14 protein-coding genes are annotated in these 14,654 nt (G+C 72.5%); 2 read left to right on the top strand and 12 right to left on the bottom strand.

What is annotated here, in order from left to right; translation table 11 throughout:
• The first annotated feature begins 34 nt into the window (after positions 1-34).
• A complete protein-coding gene (locus tag CP980_RS22475; RefSeq protein WP_150528932.1) occupies positions 35-1,333 on the top strand; it encodes an MFS transporter in 1,299 nt (432 codons plus the stop codon).
• 27 nt (positions 1,334-1,360) lie between these two features.
• Here the strand turns inward: CP980_RS22475 and CP980_RS22470 are convergent, their stop codons facing one another.
• The 6 genes from CP980_RS22470 to CP980_RS22445 all read right to left on the bottom strand — a co-directional run bounded on the left by CP980_RS22470 (position 1,361) and on the right by CP980_RS22445 (position 7,520).
• Entirely contained in the window at positions 1,361-1,717 is a 357-nt protein-coding gene (locus CP980_RS22470; RefSeq protein WP_150528931.1) for a cytidine deaminase, read from the bottom strand.
• 206 nt (positions 1,718-1,923) lie between these two features.
• Positions 1,924-2,277 (bottom strand): MmcQ/YjbR family DNA-binding protein, encoded by a 354-nt coding sequence (locus CP980_RS22465; protein WP_048480608.1) that lies wholly within the window; start codon positions 2,275-2,277, stop codon positions 1,924-1,926.
• Entirely contained in the window at positions 2,274-3,578 is a 1,305-nt protein-coding gene (locus CP980_RS22460; protein WP_132755320.1) for a hemolysin family protein, read from the bottom strand. Before CP980_RS22460 ends, CP980_RS22465 begins: the two co-directional genes overlap by 4 nt.
• Positions 3,575-4,072, bottom strand: coding sequence for an rRNA maturation RNase YbeY (ybeY, locus tag CP980_RS22455; RefSeq protein WP_099892475.1), 498 nt, complete (start codon positions 4,070-4,072; stop codon positions 3,575-3,577). Before ybeY ends, CP980_RS22460 begins: the two co-directional genes overlap by 4 nt.
• A gap of 13 nt (positions 4,073-4,085) precedes the next feature.
• Entirely contained in the window at positions 4,086-6,203 is a 2,118-nt protein-coding gene (locus CP980_RS22450; protein WP_150528930.1) for a PhoH family protein, read from the bottom strand.
• A gap of 141 nt (positions 6,204-6,344) precedes the next feature.
• Positions 6,345-7,520, bottom strand: coding sequence for a carbohydrate kinase family protein (locus CP980_RS22445; RefSeq protein WP_150528929.1), 1,176 nt, complete (start codon positions 7,518-7,520; stop codon positions 6,345-6,347).
• Between the two features lie 164 nt (positions 7,521-7,684).
• On the opposite strand from CP980_RS22445, the gene CP980_RS22440 reads away from it, so the two are divergent.
• Positions 7,685-9,004: an MFS transporter gene (locus CP980_RS22440; protein ID WP_189999315.1), complete on the top strand. Its 1,320-nt coding sequence runs from the start codon at positions 7,685-7,687 to the stop codon at positions 9,002-9,004.
• 31 nt (positions 9,005-9,035) lie between these two features.
• Here the strand turns inward: CP980_RS22440 and CP980_RS22435 are convergent, their stop codons facing one another.
• The 6 genes from CP980_RS22435 to hrcA all read right to left on the bottom strand — a co-directional run bounded on the left by CP980_RS22435 (position 9,036) and on the right by hrcA (position 14,564).
• Entirely contained in the window at positions 9,036-9,941 is a 906-nt protein-coding gene (locus CP980_RS22435) for a ribonuclease Z (RefSeq protein ID WP_150528928.1), read from the bottom strand.
• A gap of 4 nt (positions 9,942-9,945) precedes the next feature.
• Positions 9,946-10,305, bottom strand: a complete 360-nt coding sequence (locus CP980_RS22430; RefSeq protein ID WP_132755311.1) for a histidine triad nucleotide-binding protein — start codon at positions 10,303-10,305, stop codon at positions 9,946-9,948.
• 120 nt (positions 10,306-10,425) lie between these two features.
• Entirely contained in the window at positions 10,426-11,172 is a 747-nt protein-coding gene (locus CP980_RS22425; protein WP_123514517.1) for a 16S rRNA (uracil(1498)-N(3))-methyltransferase, read from the bottom strand.
• A complete protein-coding gene (locus tag CP980_RS22420; protein ID WP_150528927.1) occupies positions 11,169-12,260 on the bottom strand; it encodes a nitronate monooxygenase in 1,092 nt (363 codons plus the stop codon). Before CP980_RS22420 ends, CP980_RS22425 begins: the two co-directional genes overlap by 4 nt.
• Before the next feature lie 147 nt (positions 12,261-12,407).
• Positions 12,408-13,547, bottom strand: a complete 1,140-nt coding sequence (gene dnaJ / locus CP980_RS22415) for a molecular chaperone DnaJ (RefSeq protein WP_099892461.1) — start codon at positions 13,545-13,547, stop codon at positions 12,408-12,410.
• Complete coding sequence (gene hrcA / locus CP980_RS22410; protein WP_132756069.1) at positions 13,548-14,564, bottom strand: heat-inducible transcriptional repressor HrcA; 1,017 nt, start codon at positions 14,562-14,564, stop codon at positions 13,548-13,550.
• Positions 14,565-14,654: the final 90 nt, after the last annotated feature.

Raw genomic sequence — 14,654 nt, 5'->3', positions numbered from 1 at the left:
TCGTACGGGGGCCTCCTGGCCGGAAGCTGTCGGCGTGACGCAGACAGCTCCCGACGCAGCCCCCGCTCCCGCGGCCGCCGCCCCGAACCCCCCGGGGCGCATCCACCGCGCCTGGTTCGTGGCCGCCGTCGCCTTCGTGACGATCATCGGCGCCGCCGCCTTCGCCTCCCTGCCCGGACTGCTCATCGATCCGCTGCACGAGGAGTTCGACTGGTCGCGCGGCACGATCGGCTTCGCCGTATCGGTGAACCTCGCGCTCTACGGGCTCACCGCCCCCTTCGCCGCCGCGCTGATGGACCGCTTCGGCATCCGCAAGGTGGTGGCCCTGGCCCTGCTGGTCATATCCGGCGGCACGGCGGCCACCGTGTGGATGACGGCGTCCTGGCAGCTCGTGCTGTTCTGGGGCGTACTGGTGGGCCTGGGCAGCGGCTCCATGGCGCTGGCCTTCGCGGCGACGGTGACCAACCGCTGGTTCACCGCCCGGCGCGGGCTCGTCACCGGCATCCTGACCGCGGCCGGGGCCTCCGGGCAGCTGATCTTCCTGCCGCTGCTGTCCTGGCTGGTGGTGCACCACGGCTGGCGTCCGGCGGCCGTGACGGTCTCGCTGGCGGCGCTCGCGGTCGTCCCGTTCGTCTGGCTGCTGCTGCGCGACCACCCGGCCGACGTGGGGCTCGCGCCGTACGGGGGCGGTTACGCCGAGAAGCCCGCGCCGGCCCTGGGAGCGGCGCGCCGGACGGTGACGGTCCTGTTCAAGGCGGCCCGTACCGGCCCCTTCTGGCTGCTGGCGGGCACCTTCGCGATCTGCGGTGCCTCGACCAACGGGCTGGTCAAGACCCATTTCGTGCCGGCGGCGCACGACCACGGCATGCCGGTGACGGCGGCCGCGGGGCTGCTCGCGGTGATCGGCGTGTTCGACGTGATCGGCACCATCGCCTCCGGCTGGTTCACGGACCGCTTCGAGGCGCGCCGCCTGCTGGCGGTGTACTACGCGCTGCGCGGGGTCTCGCTGCTGTTCCTGCCGATGCTGCTGGCGCCTTCCGTGCACCCGCCGATGGTCTTCTTCATCATCTTCTACGGGCTGGACTGGGTCGCGACCGTCCCGCCGACCATCGCGCTCTGCCGTGAGCACTACGGGCAGGACAGCGCCATCGTCTTCGGCTGGGTCCTGGCCTCGCACCAGGTGGGCGCGGCGCTGGTGGCCTTCCTGGGCGGCCTGGCCCGCGACGCCTTCGGCAGCTACGACCTGGTCTGGTACGCGTCGGGCGCGCTGTGCGCGATGGCGGCGCTGATGGCGATGGTGATCCGCCGCCGCCCCGTCGCCCTCACGGCGTGAACGGGGCGGCCGCGGGCCGGCGCGGGGTCAGGCGCCCGCCGGGGTCGTGGACTTGAGGATGCCGTCCGGGCCGGCCAGCAGGACGGGCGTGTCCGGGCCGCCGAGGTCGCTGACCGCCGCGCGGTCGGCGTCGGCCACCGCCTGCGCCGAACTGACCACGGCCGCGGCCTCCAGGGACTCGGCCCCGCTCGCCACCGCCATCGCGACCGCCGTCTGCAGCGCGCTCAGCTTCAGGGAGTCCAGCTCCACCGTCCCGGCGACGTACGTACGGCCGGTCTCGTCCCGCACCGCCGCGCCCTCGGGCACTCCGTTGCGGGCCCGGGCGCTGCGCGCGAGCGTGATGATCTTGCTGTCCTCGGGGTTGATCCCGGTGCTGTCGGTCATGGGCGAAAGCATATGGAGCGTCTCGGCGGAGCCGCACGACGGCCCCGCCGAGACGCTCTCCCCTCCGTCCCCCGTCCCCCATCCCCCTGGATCTTGAGGCACGCGGGACCAAACCTAGGCGATCAATAAACGGAACCTGGGATCCAAAGGTCACGCAGTCCAGTGACCTTCGTCCTGTCCGTGTTCCACCCCCGGGAGGTCGACCCTCACGGCCGGTCGAGCCGCAGCCGCTCCGCCCTCGGCAGCCCCGCGACCACCAGGTCGTACGAGTCCTCGACCAGCTCGCGCACCAGCGCGTCCGGCAGGGCGCCGACCGTCACCGTGTTCCAGTGCCGCTTGTTCATGTGCCAGCCCGGCACGATCGCCTCGTGCTCCTCGCGCAACCGCACCGCCAGTTCCGGCTCGCACTTGAGGTTGACCTTGAGCGGGTCGGCGTCCAGCGCGCTCAGCGCGAACACCTTCCCCAGCACCTTGAACACCGAGGTCTCGGGCGTGAAGGGGAACTCCTCCACCGCCGCGTTGAACCCCAGGCAGAACGCACGCAGCTCCGCGGGCGTCATACGTCCTCCCCCTCCTCGCCCGCCACCTGGGCCAGCGGCTCCACCAGCACCGTCACGATCTTGTTCCGGCGCCCGGCCGGGGACTCGGCCGTCAGCCGCAGCGGCCGCCCGTCCGGCAGCTCCACGACCGCCGAGGCGCCCGCGATCGGCACCCGGCCCAGCGCCTTGGCCAGCAGGCCGCCGACCGTCTCCACGTCCTCGTCGTCGTAGTCCTCGACCTTGAACAGCTCGCCGAGATCGGTGATGTCGAGCCGCGCGGTCACCCGGTAGCGGTCCTCGCCCAGCTCCTCCACGGGCGCGAGCTCGCGGTCGTACTCGTCGGTGATCTCCCCGACGATCTCTTCCAGGATGTCCTCGATGGTGACGATGCCCGCCGTGCCGCCGTACTCGTCGATGACCACGGCCACGTGGTTGCGCACCTGCTGCATCTCGCGCAGCAGGTCGCCCGCGTTCTTGGTGTCCGGTACGAACACCGCCGGCCGCATCGCGGTCGTGACCAGGTCGGCCTCCGCCTCCCGGCTGATGTGCGTCTTGCGGACCAGGTCCTTCAGGTACACGATGCCGACGATGTCGTCCTCGTTCTCCCCGGTGACCGGGATGCGCGAGAAGCCCGACCGCAGCGCCAGCGTGGTCGCCTGACGGATCGTCTTGTACCGCTCGATGCAGACCAGGTCGGTGCGCGGCACCATCACCTCGCGCACCAGCGTGTCGCCGAGCTCGAAGACCTGGTGCACCATCCGGCGCTCCTCGTCCTCGATCAGCGACTCCTTCTCCGCCAGGTCGACCATCGCGCGCAGCTCGGCCTCGGAGGCGAACGGCCCCTTGCGGAAGCCCTTTCCGGGCGTGAGCGCGTTGCCGATCAGGATCAGCAGCTGCGGGACCGGTCCCATGACGCGGGCGAGCGGGACCAGGACGTACGAGGCCGCCGTCGCCGTGTTGAGGGGGTGCTGGCGGCCGATGGTGCGCGGGGAGACCCCGACGGCCACGAAGGACACCAGCACCATCACGGCGATCGCGATGAGCAGGGCCTTCCAGTTGTCGCCGAACTCGTCGAGGCAGACGTACGTGACGAGCACGCCGGCCGCCATCTCGCAGGTGACCCGCACGAGCAGCGCCACGTTGAGGTAACGGGTCGGGTCGGCGGCGACCTGCGCCAGCTTCGCGCTGCCGCGCCGGCCTTCCCGTACGGCCTGCTCGGCGCGGAAGCTGGAGATCCGGGCGATCCCGGACTCGGCGCACGCCGCGAACCAGGCCACCACCACCAGCAGGACCGCGCCGGTGATCAGCTGCGGGGCGGTCACGAGACGGTCGGGGCCGGGGACGGACCGGTCATGCCGCGCTCACCGCGCCAGCCGTCGACGATGGCCGCCTGGAGGCCGAACATCTCGGCCTTCTCGTCCGGCTCCTCGTGGTCGTACCCGAGCAGGTGCAGCACCCCGTGGACGGTCAGGAGCTGGAGCTCCTCGTCCATGGAGTGCTGCGTCGGGGCTTCCTCGCCCTGCTTCTTGGCGACCTCGGGGCAGAGCACGATGTCGCCGAGGAGCCCCTGCGGGGGCTCCTCGTCGTCCTTCGCCGGCGGACGGAGCTCGTCCATCGGGAAGGACATGACGTCGGTGGGACCGGGCAGGTCCATCCACTGGATGTGGAGCTGCTCCATGGCGTCCTCGTCGACGACGATGACGGAGAGCTCGGACAGCGGGTGGATCCGCATCCGGGTGAGCGCGTAGCGGGCGATGTCGAGGATCGCCCGCTCGTCGACCTCGGTTCCGGACTCGTTGTTGACGTCGATCGACATGGTGCGCTGGGTTCTACTTCCGCTGGTAGCCGTTCCGGGACTGCTGGGCGTCCTGGCTGTCGTCGTACTTCTCGTACGCATCGACGATACGGCCGACCAGCTTGTGCCGGACGACATCCTCGGACGTGAGCCGCGAGAAGTGGATGTCCGGGACCCCTTCGAGGATCGTCTGGACCTGGCGCAGACCCGACTTGGCGCCGCCGGGCAGGTCGACCTGGGTGATGTCACCCGTGATGACGATCTTCGAATCGAAGCCGAGGCGGGTCAGAAACATCTTCATCTGCTCGGTGGTCGTGTTCTGCGCCTCGTCGAGGACGACGAACGCCTCGTTGAGGGTGTTGTGCGTCAGGAGATAGTCCTGCGTGACGTACAGCGAGTCCTCGGCGGCCACCTGGATGCACACCGCCTCCTCCCGCCCCGCCGGCTCGATCGAGTCGATGAAGCGCATCGGACGCCCGCCTCCGCCGGCCGCGCGGTAGCTGTCCCGCTTGCGGGCGAGACGGAAGGGCTCGATGCCCTCGGGCAGGCGGATGTCGACGACGTGCGCGTCGTAGCGGTGAGCGGCTCGCGCACTGCCCTGCTCGCGTCCCTCGGCCGCGCGACGCCGGGTGTACGCGACGCCGCCGAGGGACTGGACGAGGGCGATCACGTCGTCCCTCAGGACGACCGACGCCGTGGAGTATTGGATCCGACAGGTCCGGTCCTTCTGGGCGACCGGGCCGCCGTCGGAGTCGAGCAGCCCCTGGAGCACGGCGAGACGGACATCCGCCGTGTTGAACAGGTAGTCGTCCGGCACGAACTTGGAGTGTGAACGGCTGCCGAGCAGGTCCAGTTCGCGCAGGATCCGGGTGACGGGATTCTCCAGGGTGATCACGTCACCGGGAGACTTGGTCCGGTTCAGGACGTAGTCGGGACCGCCCTTGTGCCGAACGGCCACACCTGGAAGCGCAGCCTCCAGCGCGTGGACGAGTTCCTCGTCCTCCGTGGAGAACGACGGGGTGGTGGAGCCGGTCAGGCATCCGTCCCCGAGCAGCAGCCCGAGCGCGTACGGGTCCATGGGGATCTCGCGTACGGGGAACTCGACAGGTGCGGTGAGCATCGGCAGCTCATAGCGGCGGGCGTGCCCTGCCCGGAGGTTGCCGATCATGTCCTGGGTCTCCAGCACACGCCACGGCTTGTCGCGGCGCTTGTCGTCGCGCGTCCTGACCGTCCAGAGGTGCTCACCGCAGGCCAGGGTCCAGGAGCCGTCCTGGGACGTGACACGGTAGATGTCCTTCTCGCCCTGCGGATAGACACCGAGGACCGGGGTCGGCTCGCCATTCGATCCGACGACCAGGTCACCCACTCGAAGATCGCCGATGGGTCGCCAGCCATCCGGTGTCAGAACGTTCGTGAAGATCGGCTGACTACGGCCGCGCATGTACGCGAGCGGCGCGACCTCGATGGTCCCCGCGGCCATCAGGCGGGGGATCGAGTCCGGGTCGATCATGTCGTGCAGCGCGTCGTACAGCGGGCGCAGGTACGGGTCGATCTTGTCGAAGAGGGTGCCGGGCAGGAAGCCGAGCCGCTCTCCGGCCTCGACGGCGGGGCGGGTCAGGATGATCCGGCTGACCTGCTTGGACTGCAGGGCCTGGACCGCCTTGGCCATGGCGAGGTAGGTCTTGCCGGTACCGGCGGGGCCGATGCCGAACACGATCGTGTTCTTGTCGATCGCGTCGACGTACCGCTTCTGGTTGAGGGTCTTGGGGCGGATGGTGCGGCCGCGGCTGGAGAGGATGTTCTGGGTGAGCACCTCCGCCGGGGTCTCGTCCGGCCCGTTGCCGTTGCCGCTCGCCTTGAGCATGGCGATCGAGCGTTCCACTGCGTCCTCCGTCATCGGCTGCCCGGTGCGGAGCACCAGCATCATCTCGTCGAACAGGCGCTGGACCAGAGCGACTTCCGCCGCGTCTCCGACCGCGCTGACCTGATTGCCCCGAACATGGATGTCGGCCTTCGGGAAGGCCTTCTCGATCACGCGCAACAGGGCGTCACCAGAGCCGAGCACCGCGACCATCGGGTGCCTGGCCGGAACGGTGAAGTGGGCTCGCGCCTGCCCCGGCGCCGGGTTCTGGGCTGTGGGTGTCTGAGTCATGGGCCGGCACTGTGGCCTGCACATACCTCCCGCTGAGGGGCCGCGCCGATCGACGACCTCCGGAGTACCAAGGGTACGACTTGGCCGCCCCATCCCCGAGGGGGTTTTTCACCCCGCCCGCGGGGCCCTGGCGGGCACGCCCTAGACGGGATGGCGGAAGCCGATGGTCGGGACCGCCCGGCGCCGGGAGGCCGGCTCCCCGCCCGGCGGGACCAGCGCGTCGAGGAACCCGTAGCGCGGCCGCAGGGTCTCGGGGACCGTGCGCCACCAGTGGGCCACCTCCGGCCAGCCCGGGGCCGACAGGGAGCCACCGAACTCCTGGACCGACAGGGCCGCCGTCAGCCCCGCGAAGGCCAGCCGGTCCCCCAGCGGCCACCCCGCCAGGGTGCCGGTGACGAACCCGGCCACGTAGACGTCCCCCGCCCCCGTCGGGTCCAGCTCCTCCACCGCGATCCCGGGGACCTCCGCCGTCTCGCCGGTCCGCCCGTCCACCGCGTACGAGCCCTCCGCGCCCATCGTCACCACCGCGACCGGCACCTTCTCGGCCAGCGCCCGGGCCGCGGCTCTGGGACAGTCCGTCCGCGTGTACCGCATCGCCTCCCCCGCGTTCGGCAGGAAGGCCTCGCAGTGCTCCAGGTCCGGCAGTGCCGCCAGGTCCCAGCGGCCGCTTTCGTCCCATCCCACGTCCGCGAAGATCCGCGCCCCGCGGCGCGCCGCCTCCGCGACCCACGGCTCCGTCCGCCCCCGCGCCAGCGAGGCCACGGCCGCCCGGGTGCGCGGCGGGCACTGCGGGAACGGGCCGGGGCCCGCCGGGGGCGGGGCCTCGTGGCCGTGCGAGACCATCGTGCGCTCGCCCTCGTACGCCATCGAGACCGTGACCGGGCTGTGCCAGCCGGGGATGGTCCGCGACATCGACAGGTCGATGCCCTCGCCCTGCTCCAGCGCGTCCCAGCAGTACTCGCCGTAGTGGTCGTCGCCGAACGCGGCCGCCAGCGAGGTGCGCAGGCCGAGCCGGGCCAGGGCGGTGGCCATGTTGGCCACTCCGCCGGGACTGGAGCCCATGCCGCGCGCCCAGGACTCGGTACCGCGCACCGGAGCCGAGTCGAGGCCGGTGAAGATGATGTCGAGGAAGACCGTGCCGGTCAGGTAGACGTCGAACCCCGGCTCCAGGGGGTCCCGCAGCGGGCCGAGCGGATCCAGGTCCGCGGCCGCGCTGTCGAGCGGGTCCAGGTCTGCGGTGCGGCTGGTGCGGCTGTCCCGACTGGTCACGGTGTACTCCCGGCTCTGGTGCGAAGGCTCGTTTCCGCAAGCGGGCATGCGGTGGAAAGCTGCCAGCCCTGCCCACCGTGGGCAGGGCCAAAACACAGTGTGGCGCACATCACTCTCGTGGTGCTCTTCTCGGGGTCGCCGGCGGCTTGATAGACAAGGGGACCGCGGCCTCGCGGAAATCCCGCCCCACCTGCGCATCATCGGGAAGAGCCGTGTCCGACACCACCCCCGCGCCGCCCGCCGCCTGGCCCCTGGTGGCCCTCTTCACGGCCGGGTACGTCGCCCCCTACCTGCTCCCCACCGTCGTCGGACGCCTCGACGCCCACCTCCCGCTGAGCCCCGCCCAGGCCGGGCTCGTCGGCACGGCCCTGCTCCTCGGCTCCGCCACCGCCGGGTTCACCCTGGCCTCCTGCATCCCCCGCCGCGGGCCGCGGCCGCTGGCCCGGCTCGGCCTGCTGCTCGCCGTCCTGGGCTACGGGACGGCGGCCTCCACCACCCTGCTCCCGCTCGTGGTCGCGGGCGTGGTGGTCGGCGGCTTCGGCTCCGGCAGCGCGACCGCCGTGGCAGCCGCCGGGATCGCCGGGCACCGTGATCCGCACCGGATGTCCTCGCTCGGGCTGCTGTCGGTCTCGGCGACCGCGGGGGCCCTGTACCTGACCCTGCCCCACCTCGGCGGCGGCCACGGGCTGCCGTTCGCGGCCATCGCCCTGGTCGCGGCGCTGGCCTGGCCGGCCACCGGCCGCCTGGGCGGGCCGACCCGTCCCGGTCCGGCCGCCGTACGGAGCTCCGGCCGGCCGCCGTACCCGCGCGCCGGGGCGGTGCTGGCGGGGTGCCTGCTGCTCTGGTCCCTGACCCAGGAGGCCCTGTGGGGCGTCAGCGGGCGGATCGGCGCCGAGCAGGCGGGGCTGTCCGAGGCCACGCTGGGCGTCGTCTTCGCCGTGGCGCTGGGCGCGGGCCTGCTCGGGGTCACGGGCGCCTCCGCGTTCGGCACGCGGCTGGGGCGGGCGGTCCCGATCGGCGCGGGCACGGCGGCCATCGCGGGCTGCGTGGTGCTGACCGCCTCCGCGGACGGGCTCGCCGGTTTCGCGGCCGGGGAGGTCCTGTGGAACGCGGTCTACCCGGTCGTCCTCTCGTACGTGATCGGCCTCGCGGCGGCCCTGGACCCGCGCGGCCGCTGGGCGGTGTTCGCCGGGGCCGCCTCCTCGCTGGGCACGGCCTGCGGCCCGGTGGCGGGCAGCCTGCTCGCCGAGGCCTTCGGGCTCCCGGGCATGGGACTGGTGCTGGGCGGGCTGCTGCTGGCGGTGGCCGGACCGCTGACCGCCGTCGCGGTGCACGCCGGCAGGGGCCCTGCGGCCACCGCCACCGCCGCGGTCGGCGGACCGGTCCTGCGGGGCGAGGTCCCGGCGCCGGCCCCCGGCCCCGGCCCGGTGGCCGACGCGCCCGTCCGCGTACGGCGCACTCCGCGCCGGATCCTGCTCCTGACCCCCACGGCCGCCCGCACCCGCCGCGCCGCCGCGAAGGACCGGCTCTAGCGGGTCCCCGGACCGGCTGCCCGCTCCGCCCTCAGCCCCGCTTGGGCAGGGGAACCCGTACGAGGTCCGCGGCGATCGTCAGCTCGCCCTCGAAACCGGCCGCGCGGGCCTGGCGTTCGAACTCCTGCGGGTCGCCGTAGCGCTGCGAGAAGTGCGTCAGCACGAGGTGGCGTACGCCCGCGTCGCGTGCGACCCGGGCCGCCTGGCCGGCGGTGAGGTGGCCGTGGTCGGTCGCCAGGGCCTCGTCCTCGTCGAGGAACGTGGACTCGATCACCAGCATGTCGGCGCCCGCCGCGAGCGCGTCGACGCCGGGGCACAGCCGGGTGTCCATGACGAAGGCGAAGCTCTGGCCCGGCCGGGGCTCGCTGACGTCGTCGAGCGTGACCCCGCCCAGCCGCCCCTCGCGCTGGATCCGGCCCACGTCGGGCCCCTTGATCCCGTGCCGCGCGAGGAGTTCGGGCACCATGCGGCGTCCGTCCGGTTCGGTCAGGCGGTAGCCGAAGGATTCCACCGGGTGCGAGAGCCGCCGGGCCTCCAGGACGTACGAGGCCCCCTCGGCCAGCGTCCCGTCCGCCGCCACGGGCTCCTCGCGCAGCGCCACGGTCTCCCGGTAGGCGGTGGCGTACCGGAGCCGGTCGAAGAACTTCTGCCCCGAGGCCGGGTAGTGCGCCGTGACGGGGTGCGGGACCCGGTCCAGGTTGATGCGCTGGATCACCCCGGCGAGGCCGAGGCTGTGGTCACCGTGGAAGTGGGTGACGCAGATCCGGTCGATGTCGTGCGCGGCCACCCCGGCGCGCAGCATCTGGCGCTGGGTGCCCTCGCCCGGGTCGAACAGGATGCCCTCGCCGTCCCAGCGCAGGAGGTAGCCGTTGTGGTTGCGGTGGCGGGTGGGCACCTGGCTGGCGGTGCCCAGCACCACGAACTCGCGTACGGACACGGTGCTACCCGGGGGGCCACTGGAGGCCGCGGCCGCCCAGGACGTGCGCGTGCGCGTGGAAGACGGTCTGGCCGGCTCCGGCGCCGGTGTTGAACACGATGCGGTAGCCGTGGTCGTCCAGCTTCTCGTCGGCCGCGATCTGCCCGGCCTCGCGCAGCACGTCGGCGGCGGCGGCCGGGTCGGCGGCGGCGAGCGAGGCGGCGTCGGGGTAGTGCACCTTGGGGATCACGAGGACGTGCGTGGGCGCCTGCGGGTTGATGTCCCGGAAGGCGAACGTCGTCTCGGTCTCCCGGACCACGGTCGCGGGGATGTTACCCGCGACGATCTTGCAGAACAGGCAGTCCGCCTGCGGTTCCCCGGCCATTGCTCCGCCTTCCGAGACTGCGGCTGCGGCGGACGGGCCGCCGGAGCCGACGATGATCAGCCCCGGCATCGTATCCGGCGCCGTCGGCGCCCTCATGCGGGTTTCGGCGGGACGGGCGGCTCAGGACCAGCGGCCGGTGCGCGCGAGCAGGACCGCCGTCGCCGCGGTTCCGGCGGTGGAGGTGCGCAGGACCGAGGAGCCCAGGCGGTACGGGTGGGCCCCGGCCTCCGCGAAGACGGCGAGCTCCTCCGGCGAGACCCCGCCCTCGGGTCCGACGACCAGGACGACGGAGCCGGCGGCCGGGAGTTCGGCCGTGGCCAGGGCGCCCGAGGGGGTGTCCCGGTCCTCGTGGAGGACCATCGCCAGGTCGGCCCCGGCCAGCAGCGCCGCGACCTGCTTGGTGGACATGGCCTCCGCGACCTCCGGGAAGCGCACCCGGCGGGACTGCTTGCCCGCCTCCCGGGCCGTGGCCCGCCACTTGGCCAGGGACTTGGCGCCGCGGTCGCCGCGCCACTGGGTGATGCAGCGCGAGGCCTGCCAGGGGACGATGGCGTCGACGCCGGTCTCGGTCATGGTCTCGACGGCGAGCTCGCCTCGGTCGCCCTTGGGGAGGGCCTGTACGACGGTGATCCGGACGGCCGGTTCCGGTTCCTCCTCGATCGAGTTCAGGTCCATGACCACCAGCCGGTCCTTGCCCTCGGCGGCCTTGACGACCCCCTCGGCCCAGTGGCCGCGCCCGTCGGTGAGGACCACGTCCTCGCCGGGGTTCAGCCGCTTCACGGAGACCGCGTGCCGGCCCTCCGGGCCGTCGAGCACGAACTCCGGCCCTGCGGGGACCTCTTCGACCACGAACACGGGGGCGGTCATGACGTACTCCTGTTGTCCATCGACTTCCATCCGCTCTGCGCCTCGGCCAGTTCGGCCACCAGCACCTCCACCAGCTCCCCCGCGGGCAGGGCCCGGGCCAGCCGGTGCCCCTGGCCCGCCCACAGGGCCATGCCCTGCGGGTCCCCGGCCGCGGCGGCCGCCTTGCGCAGTCCGCTGGTCATGTGGTGGAGCTGGGGGTACGCGGCCGGGGCGTACGGCCCGTGCTCCCGCATGAACCGGTTCACCAGGCCCCGGGCCGGCCGCCCCGAGAACGCCCGGGTGAGCTCCGTGTGGGGGAACAGGGGGTCGGTCAGGGCCTGCTTGTGCAGCGGGTGCGCGCCCGATTCGGGGCAGGCCAGGAACGCGGTGCCGAACTGCGCCGCGTCCGCGCCCGCCGCCAGCAGCGCCGCGACCTGCGAGCCCCGCATCAGCCCGCCCGCCGCGATGATCGGCAGCGCCACGGCCTCCCGTACCTGGGCCACGAGCGCGAGCAGGCCCACGCCCGCCGTGCCGTCGGCCTGCGGGTCGTCGCGGTGGGTGCCCTGGTGACCGCCGGCCTCCACGCCCTGGACGCAGACGGCGTCGGCGCCCGCGGCCTGGACGGCGCGGGCCTCGTCGACCGAGGTGACGGTGACGACCGAGTACGTGCCGGCCTTGCGCAGGGCGGCCAGGACCGCGGGCGCGGGCACCCCGTAGGTGAACGAGACGACGGGGACCGGGTCTTCGAGCAGGATCGCGAGCTTGGCGTCGTAACCGTCGTCGCTGGTGCCGATGATGTCCTCTTCGGCCAGGGAGACGTCGTACCAGCTCGCCTCACCGGCGAGCTGCCCGCGGTACGCCTCCACCGCGGCGGGGTCCACGTACCCGGTCTGCGGCATGAAGAGGTTCACGCCGAAGGGGCGCCGGGTGAGCGCGCGCAGCTGTTTGACCTCCTGGTACATGCCGTCGGCGGTCTTGTAGCCGCCGGCCAGGTAGCCCAGGCCGCCCGCCTCGCACACGGCGGCGGCCAGCGGCGGACAGGAGGCGCCGCCCGCCATGGGAGCCTGCACGATCGGGTAGGGGGAGAGACCGTACGGTGCGGAGGACATGGACTGCATCGTGCCATGTCCCGCTCACCGGGCTAAATCACGGCATTCGCCTGGCATAGTCCGCTTCTCCGGCGGCGTCCGGATCCATGCGGCGAGCCCGGTCCGGGGCGTCCCCGGACCGGGCTCGTACGTCTGCCGACGGGCCGGTCAGCGGCCGTTGAAGGCGTCCTTCAGGCGACTGAACAGGCCCTGCTGGCCCGGCGCGAACTGGCCCATGGGCCGCTCCTCGCCGCGCAGCTTGGCGAGCTGGCGCAGCAGCTCCTCCTGCTGGGCGTCCAGCTTGCTCGGGGTGGTGACCTCGACGTGGACGATCAGGTCGCCGCGGCCGCCGCCGCGCAGGTGCGTGACGCCGCGCCCGTGCAGCGGGATCGACTGGCCGGACCCGGTGCCCGGGCGGATGTCGATCTCCTCCATGCCGTCCAGGGTCTCCAGCGGGCATTTGGTGCCCAGGGCCGCGGCCGTCATGGGGATGGTCACCGTGCAGTGCAGGTCGTCCCCGCGCCGCTGGAAGGTGGGGTGCGACAGCTCGTGGATCTCCACGTACAGGTCGCCGGCGGGGCCGCCGCCGGGGCCGACCTCGCCCTCGCCCGCGAGCTGGATCCGGGTGCCGTTCTCGACACCGGCCGGGATCTTGACCGTCAGGCTGCGGCGGGAGCGGACCCGGCCGTCGCCCGCGCACTCGGGGCACGGGGTCGGGACCACGGTGCCGAAGCCCTGGCACTGGGGGCAGGGGCGCGAGGTCATGACCTGGCCCAGGAAGGACCGGGTGACCTGCGACACCTCACCGCGACCACGGCACATGTCACACGTCTGCGCCGAGGTGCCGGGAGCGGCGCCCTCTCCGGAGCAGGTGGTGCAGACGACGGCCGTGTCGACCTGGATGTCCTTGGTCGTGCCGAAGGCGGCCTCGTCCAGCTCCAGGTCGAGGCGGATCATGGCGTCCTGGCCGCGGCGGGTCCGCGAGCGCGGTCCGCGCTGCGAGGCCTGGCCGAAGAAGGCGTCCATGATGTCCGAGAAATTGCCGAAGCCGCCCGCACCGAAGCCGCCCGCGCCCCCGCCGCCGCCCGAGGAGGACAGCGGGTCGCCGCCGAGGTCGTAGACCTGCTTCTTCTGCGGGTCCGAGAGCACCTCGTAGGCCGCGTTGATCTCCTTGAAGCGCTCCTGCGTCTTCGGGTCCGGATTCACGTCCGGGTGGAGTTCACGCGCCAGGCGGCGGAAGGCCTTCTTGATCTCGTCCTGCGATGCGTCGCGGCGCACGCCGAGAACGGCGTAGTAGTCCGTGGCCACTTACGACTCCGCCAGGATCTGTCCGACGTAACGTGCCACTGCGCGTACCGCTCCCATCGTTCCGGGGTAGTCCATGCGGGTCGGTCCGACCACGCCGAGTTTGGCGACTGTCTCGCCGCCCGAACCGTAGCCGACCGAGACGACGGACGTGGAGTTCAGTCCCTCGTAGGCATTCTCATGCCCGATCCGTACGGCCATCCCCGACTCGTTGGCCTCGCCCAGCAGCTTGAGGAGCACGACCTGCTCCTCCAGCGCTTCGAGCACCGGCCTGATCGTCAGGGGAAAATCGTGTCCGAAGCGCGTGAGATTGGCGGTCCCGCCGATCATCAGCCGCTCCTCGGCCTCTTCGACCAGCGTCTCCAGCAGCGTGGAGAGCACCGTCGACACCGTGCCGCGGTCCTCCGGTTCGAAGGACTCCGGCAGGTCCTGTACGAGCTGCGGCACGTCGGTGAACCGTCGGCCGACGACCCGGCTGTTGAGCCGCGCCCGCAGATCGGCGAGCGAGGCCTCGCCGAACGGCGCCTGGCAGTCGACGAGCCGCTGCTCGACCCGGCCGGTGTCGGTGATCAGTACGAGCATCAGCCGGGCCGGGGCCAGCGACAGCAGCTCGACGTGCCGGACCGTGGACCGGGTCAGGCTCGGGTACTGGACGACGGCGACCTGCCGGGTGAGCTGCGCGAGCAGCCGCACGGTGCGGCCGACGACGTCGTCGAGGTCGACGGCGCCGTCGAGGAAGTTCTGGATGGCCCGGCGCTCGGGCGTCGACAGGGGTTTGACCCCCGCCAGCCTGTCGACGAAGAGCCGGTAGCCCTTGTCGGTGGGGATCCGGCCGGCGCTGGTGTGGGGCTGGGCGATGTAGCCCTCCTCCTCCAGCACGGCCATGTCGTTGCGCACGGTGGCGGGCGAGACGCCGAGCCGGTGCCGCTCGGTGAGCGCCTTGGAGCCGACCGGCTCCTCCGTCCCGACGTAGTCCTGGACGATGGCGCGCAGCACCTCGAGTCTGCGTTCGCTGAGCATCGCGCACACCTCCAGCTGGTCGTCGTCGCTCGTCGTGGTCGGTTTCATCTGCTTCGTTGGCACTCCGGGCGTTCGAGTGCCAGAGATCCC

It is taken from the genome of Streptomyces vinaceus (assembly GCF_008704935.1).
Taxonomy (GTDB): domain Bacteria; phylum Actinomycetota; class Actinomycetes; order Streptomycetales; family Streptomycetaceae; genus Streptomyces; species Streptomyces vinaceus.
The sequence above is the reverse complement of the archived record's forward strand: the minus strand, read 5'-3'. Positions and strand labels throughout refer to the sequence as shown.

Excerpts from the sequence above, each read along its gene's own strand:
- CP980_RS22470 (WP_150528931.1), bottom strand. The coding sequence starts at position 1,717 with ATGACCGACAGCACCGGGATCAACCCCGAGGACAGCAAGATCATCACG.
- CP980_RS22465 (WP_048480608.1), bottom strand. The coding sequence starts at position 2,277 with ATGACGCCCGCGGAGCTGCGTGCGTTCTGCCTGGGGTTCAACGCGGCG.
- ybeY (WP_099892475.1), bottom strand. The coding sequence starts at position 4,072 with ATGTCGATCGACGTCAACAACGAGTCCGGAACCGAGGTCGACGAGCGG.
- CP980_RS22450 (WP_150528930.1), bottom strand. The coding sequence starts at position 6,203 with ATGACTCAGACACCCACAGCCCAGAACCCGGCGCCGGGGCAGGCGCGA.
- CP980_RS22445 (WP_150528929.1), bottom strand. The coding sequence starts at position 7,520 with ATGCCCGCTTGCGGAAACGAGCCTTCGCACCAGAGCCGGGAGTACACC.
- CP980_RS22430 (WP_132755311.1), bottom strand. The coding sequence starts at position 10,305 with ATGGCCGGGGAACCGCAGGCGGACTGCCTGTTCTGCAAGATCGTCGCG.
- CP980_RS22425 (WP_123514517.1), bottom strand. The coding sequence starts at position 11,172 with ATGACCGCCCCCGTGTTCGTGGTCGAAGAGGTCCCCGCAGGGCCGGAG.
- CP980_RS22420 (WP_150528927.1), bottom strand. The coding sequence starts at position 12,260 with ATGTCCTCCGCACCGTACGGTCTCTCCCCCTACCCGATCGTGCAGGCT.
- hrcA (WP_132756069.1), bottom strand. The coding sequence starts at position 14,564 with ATGCTCAGCGAACGCAGACTCGAGGTGCTGCGCGCCATCGTCCAGGAC.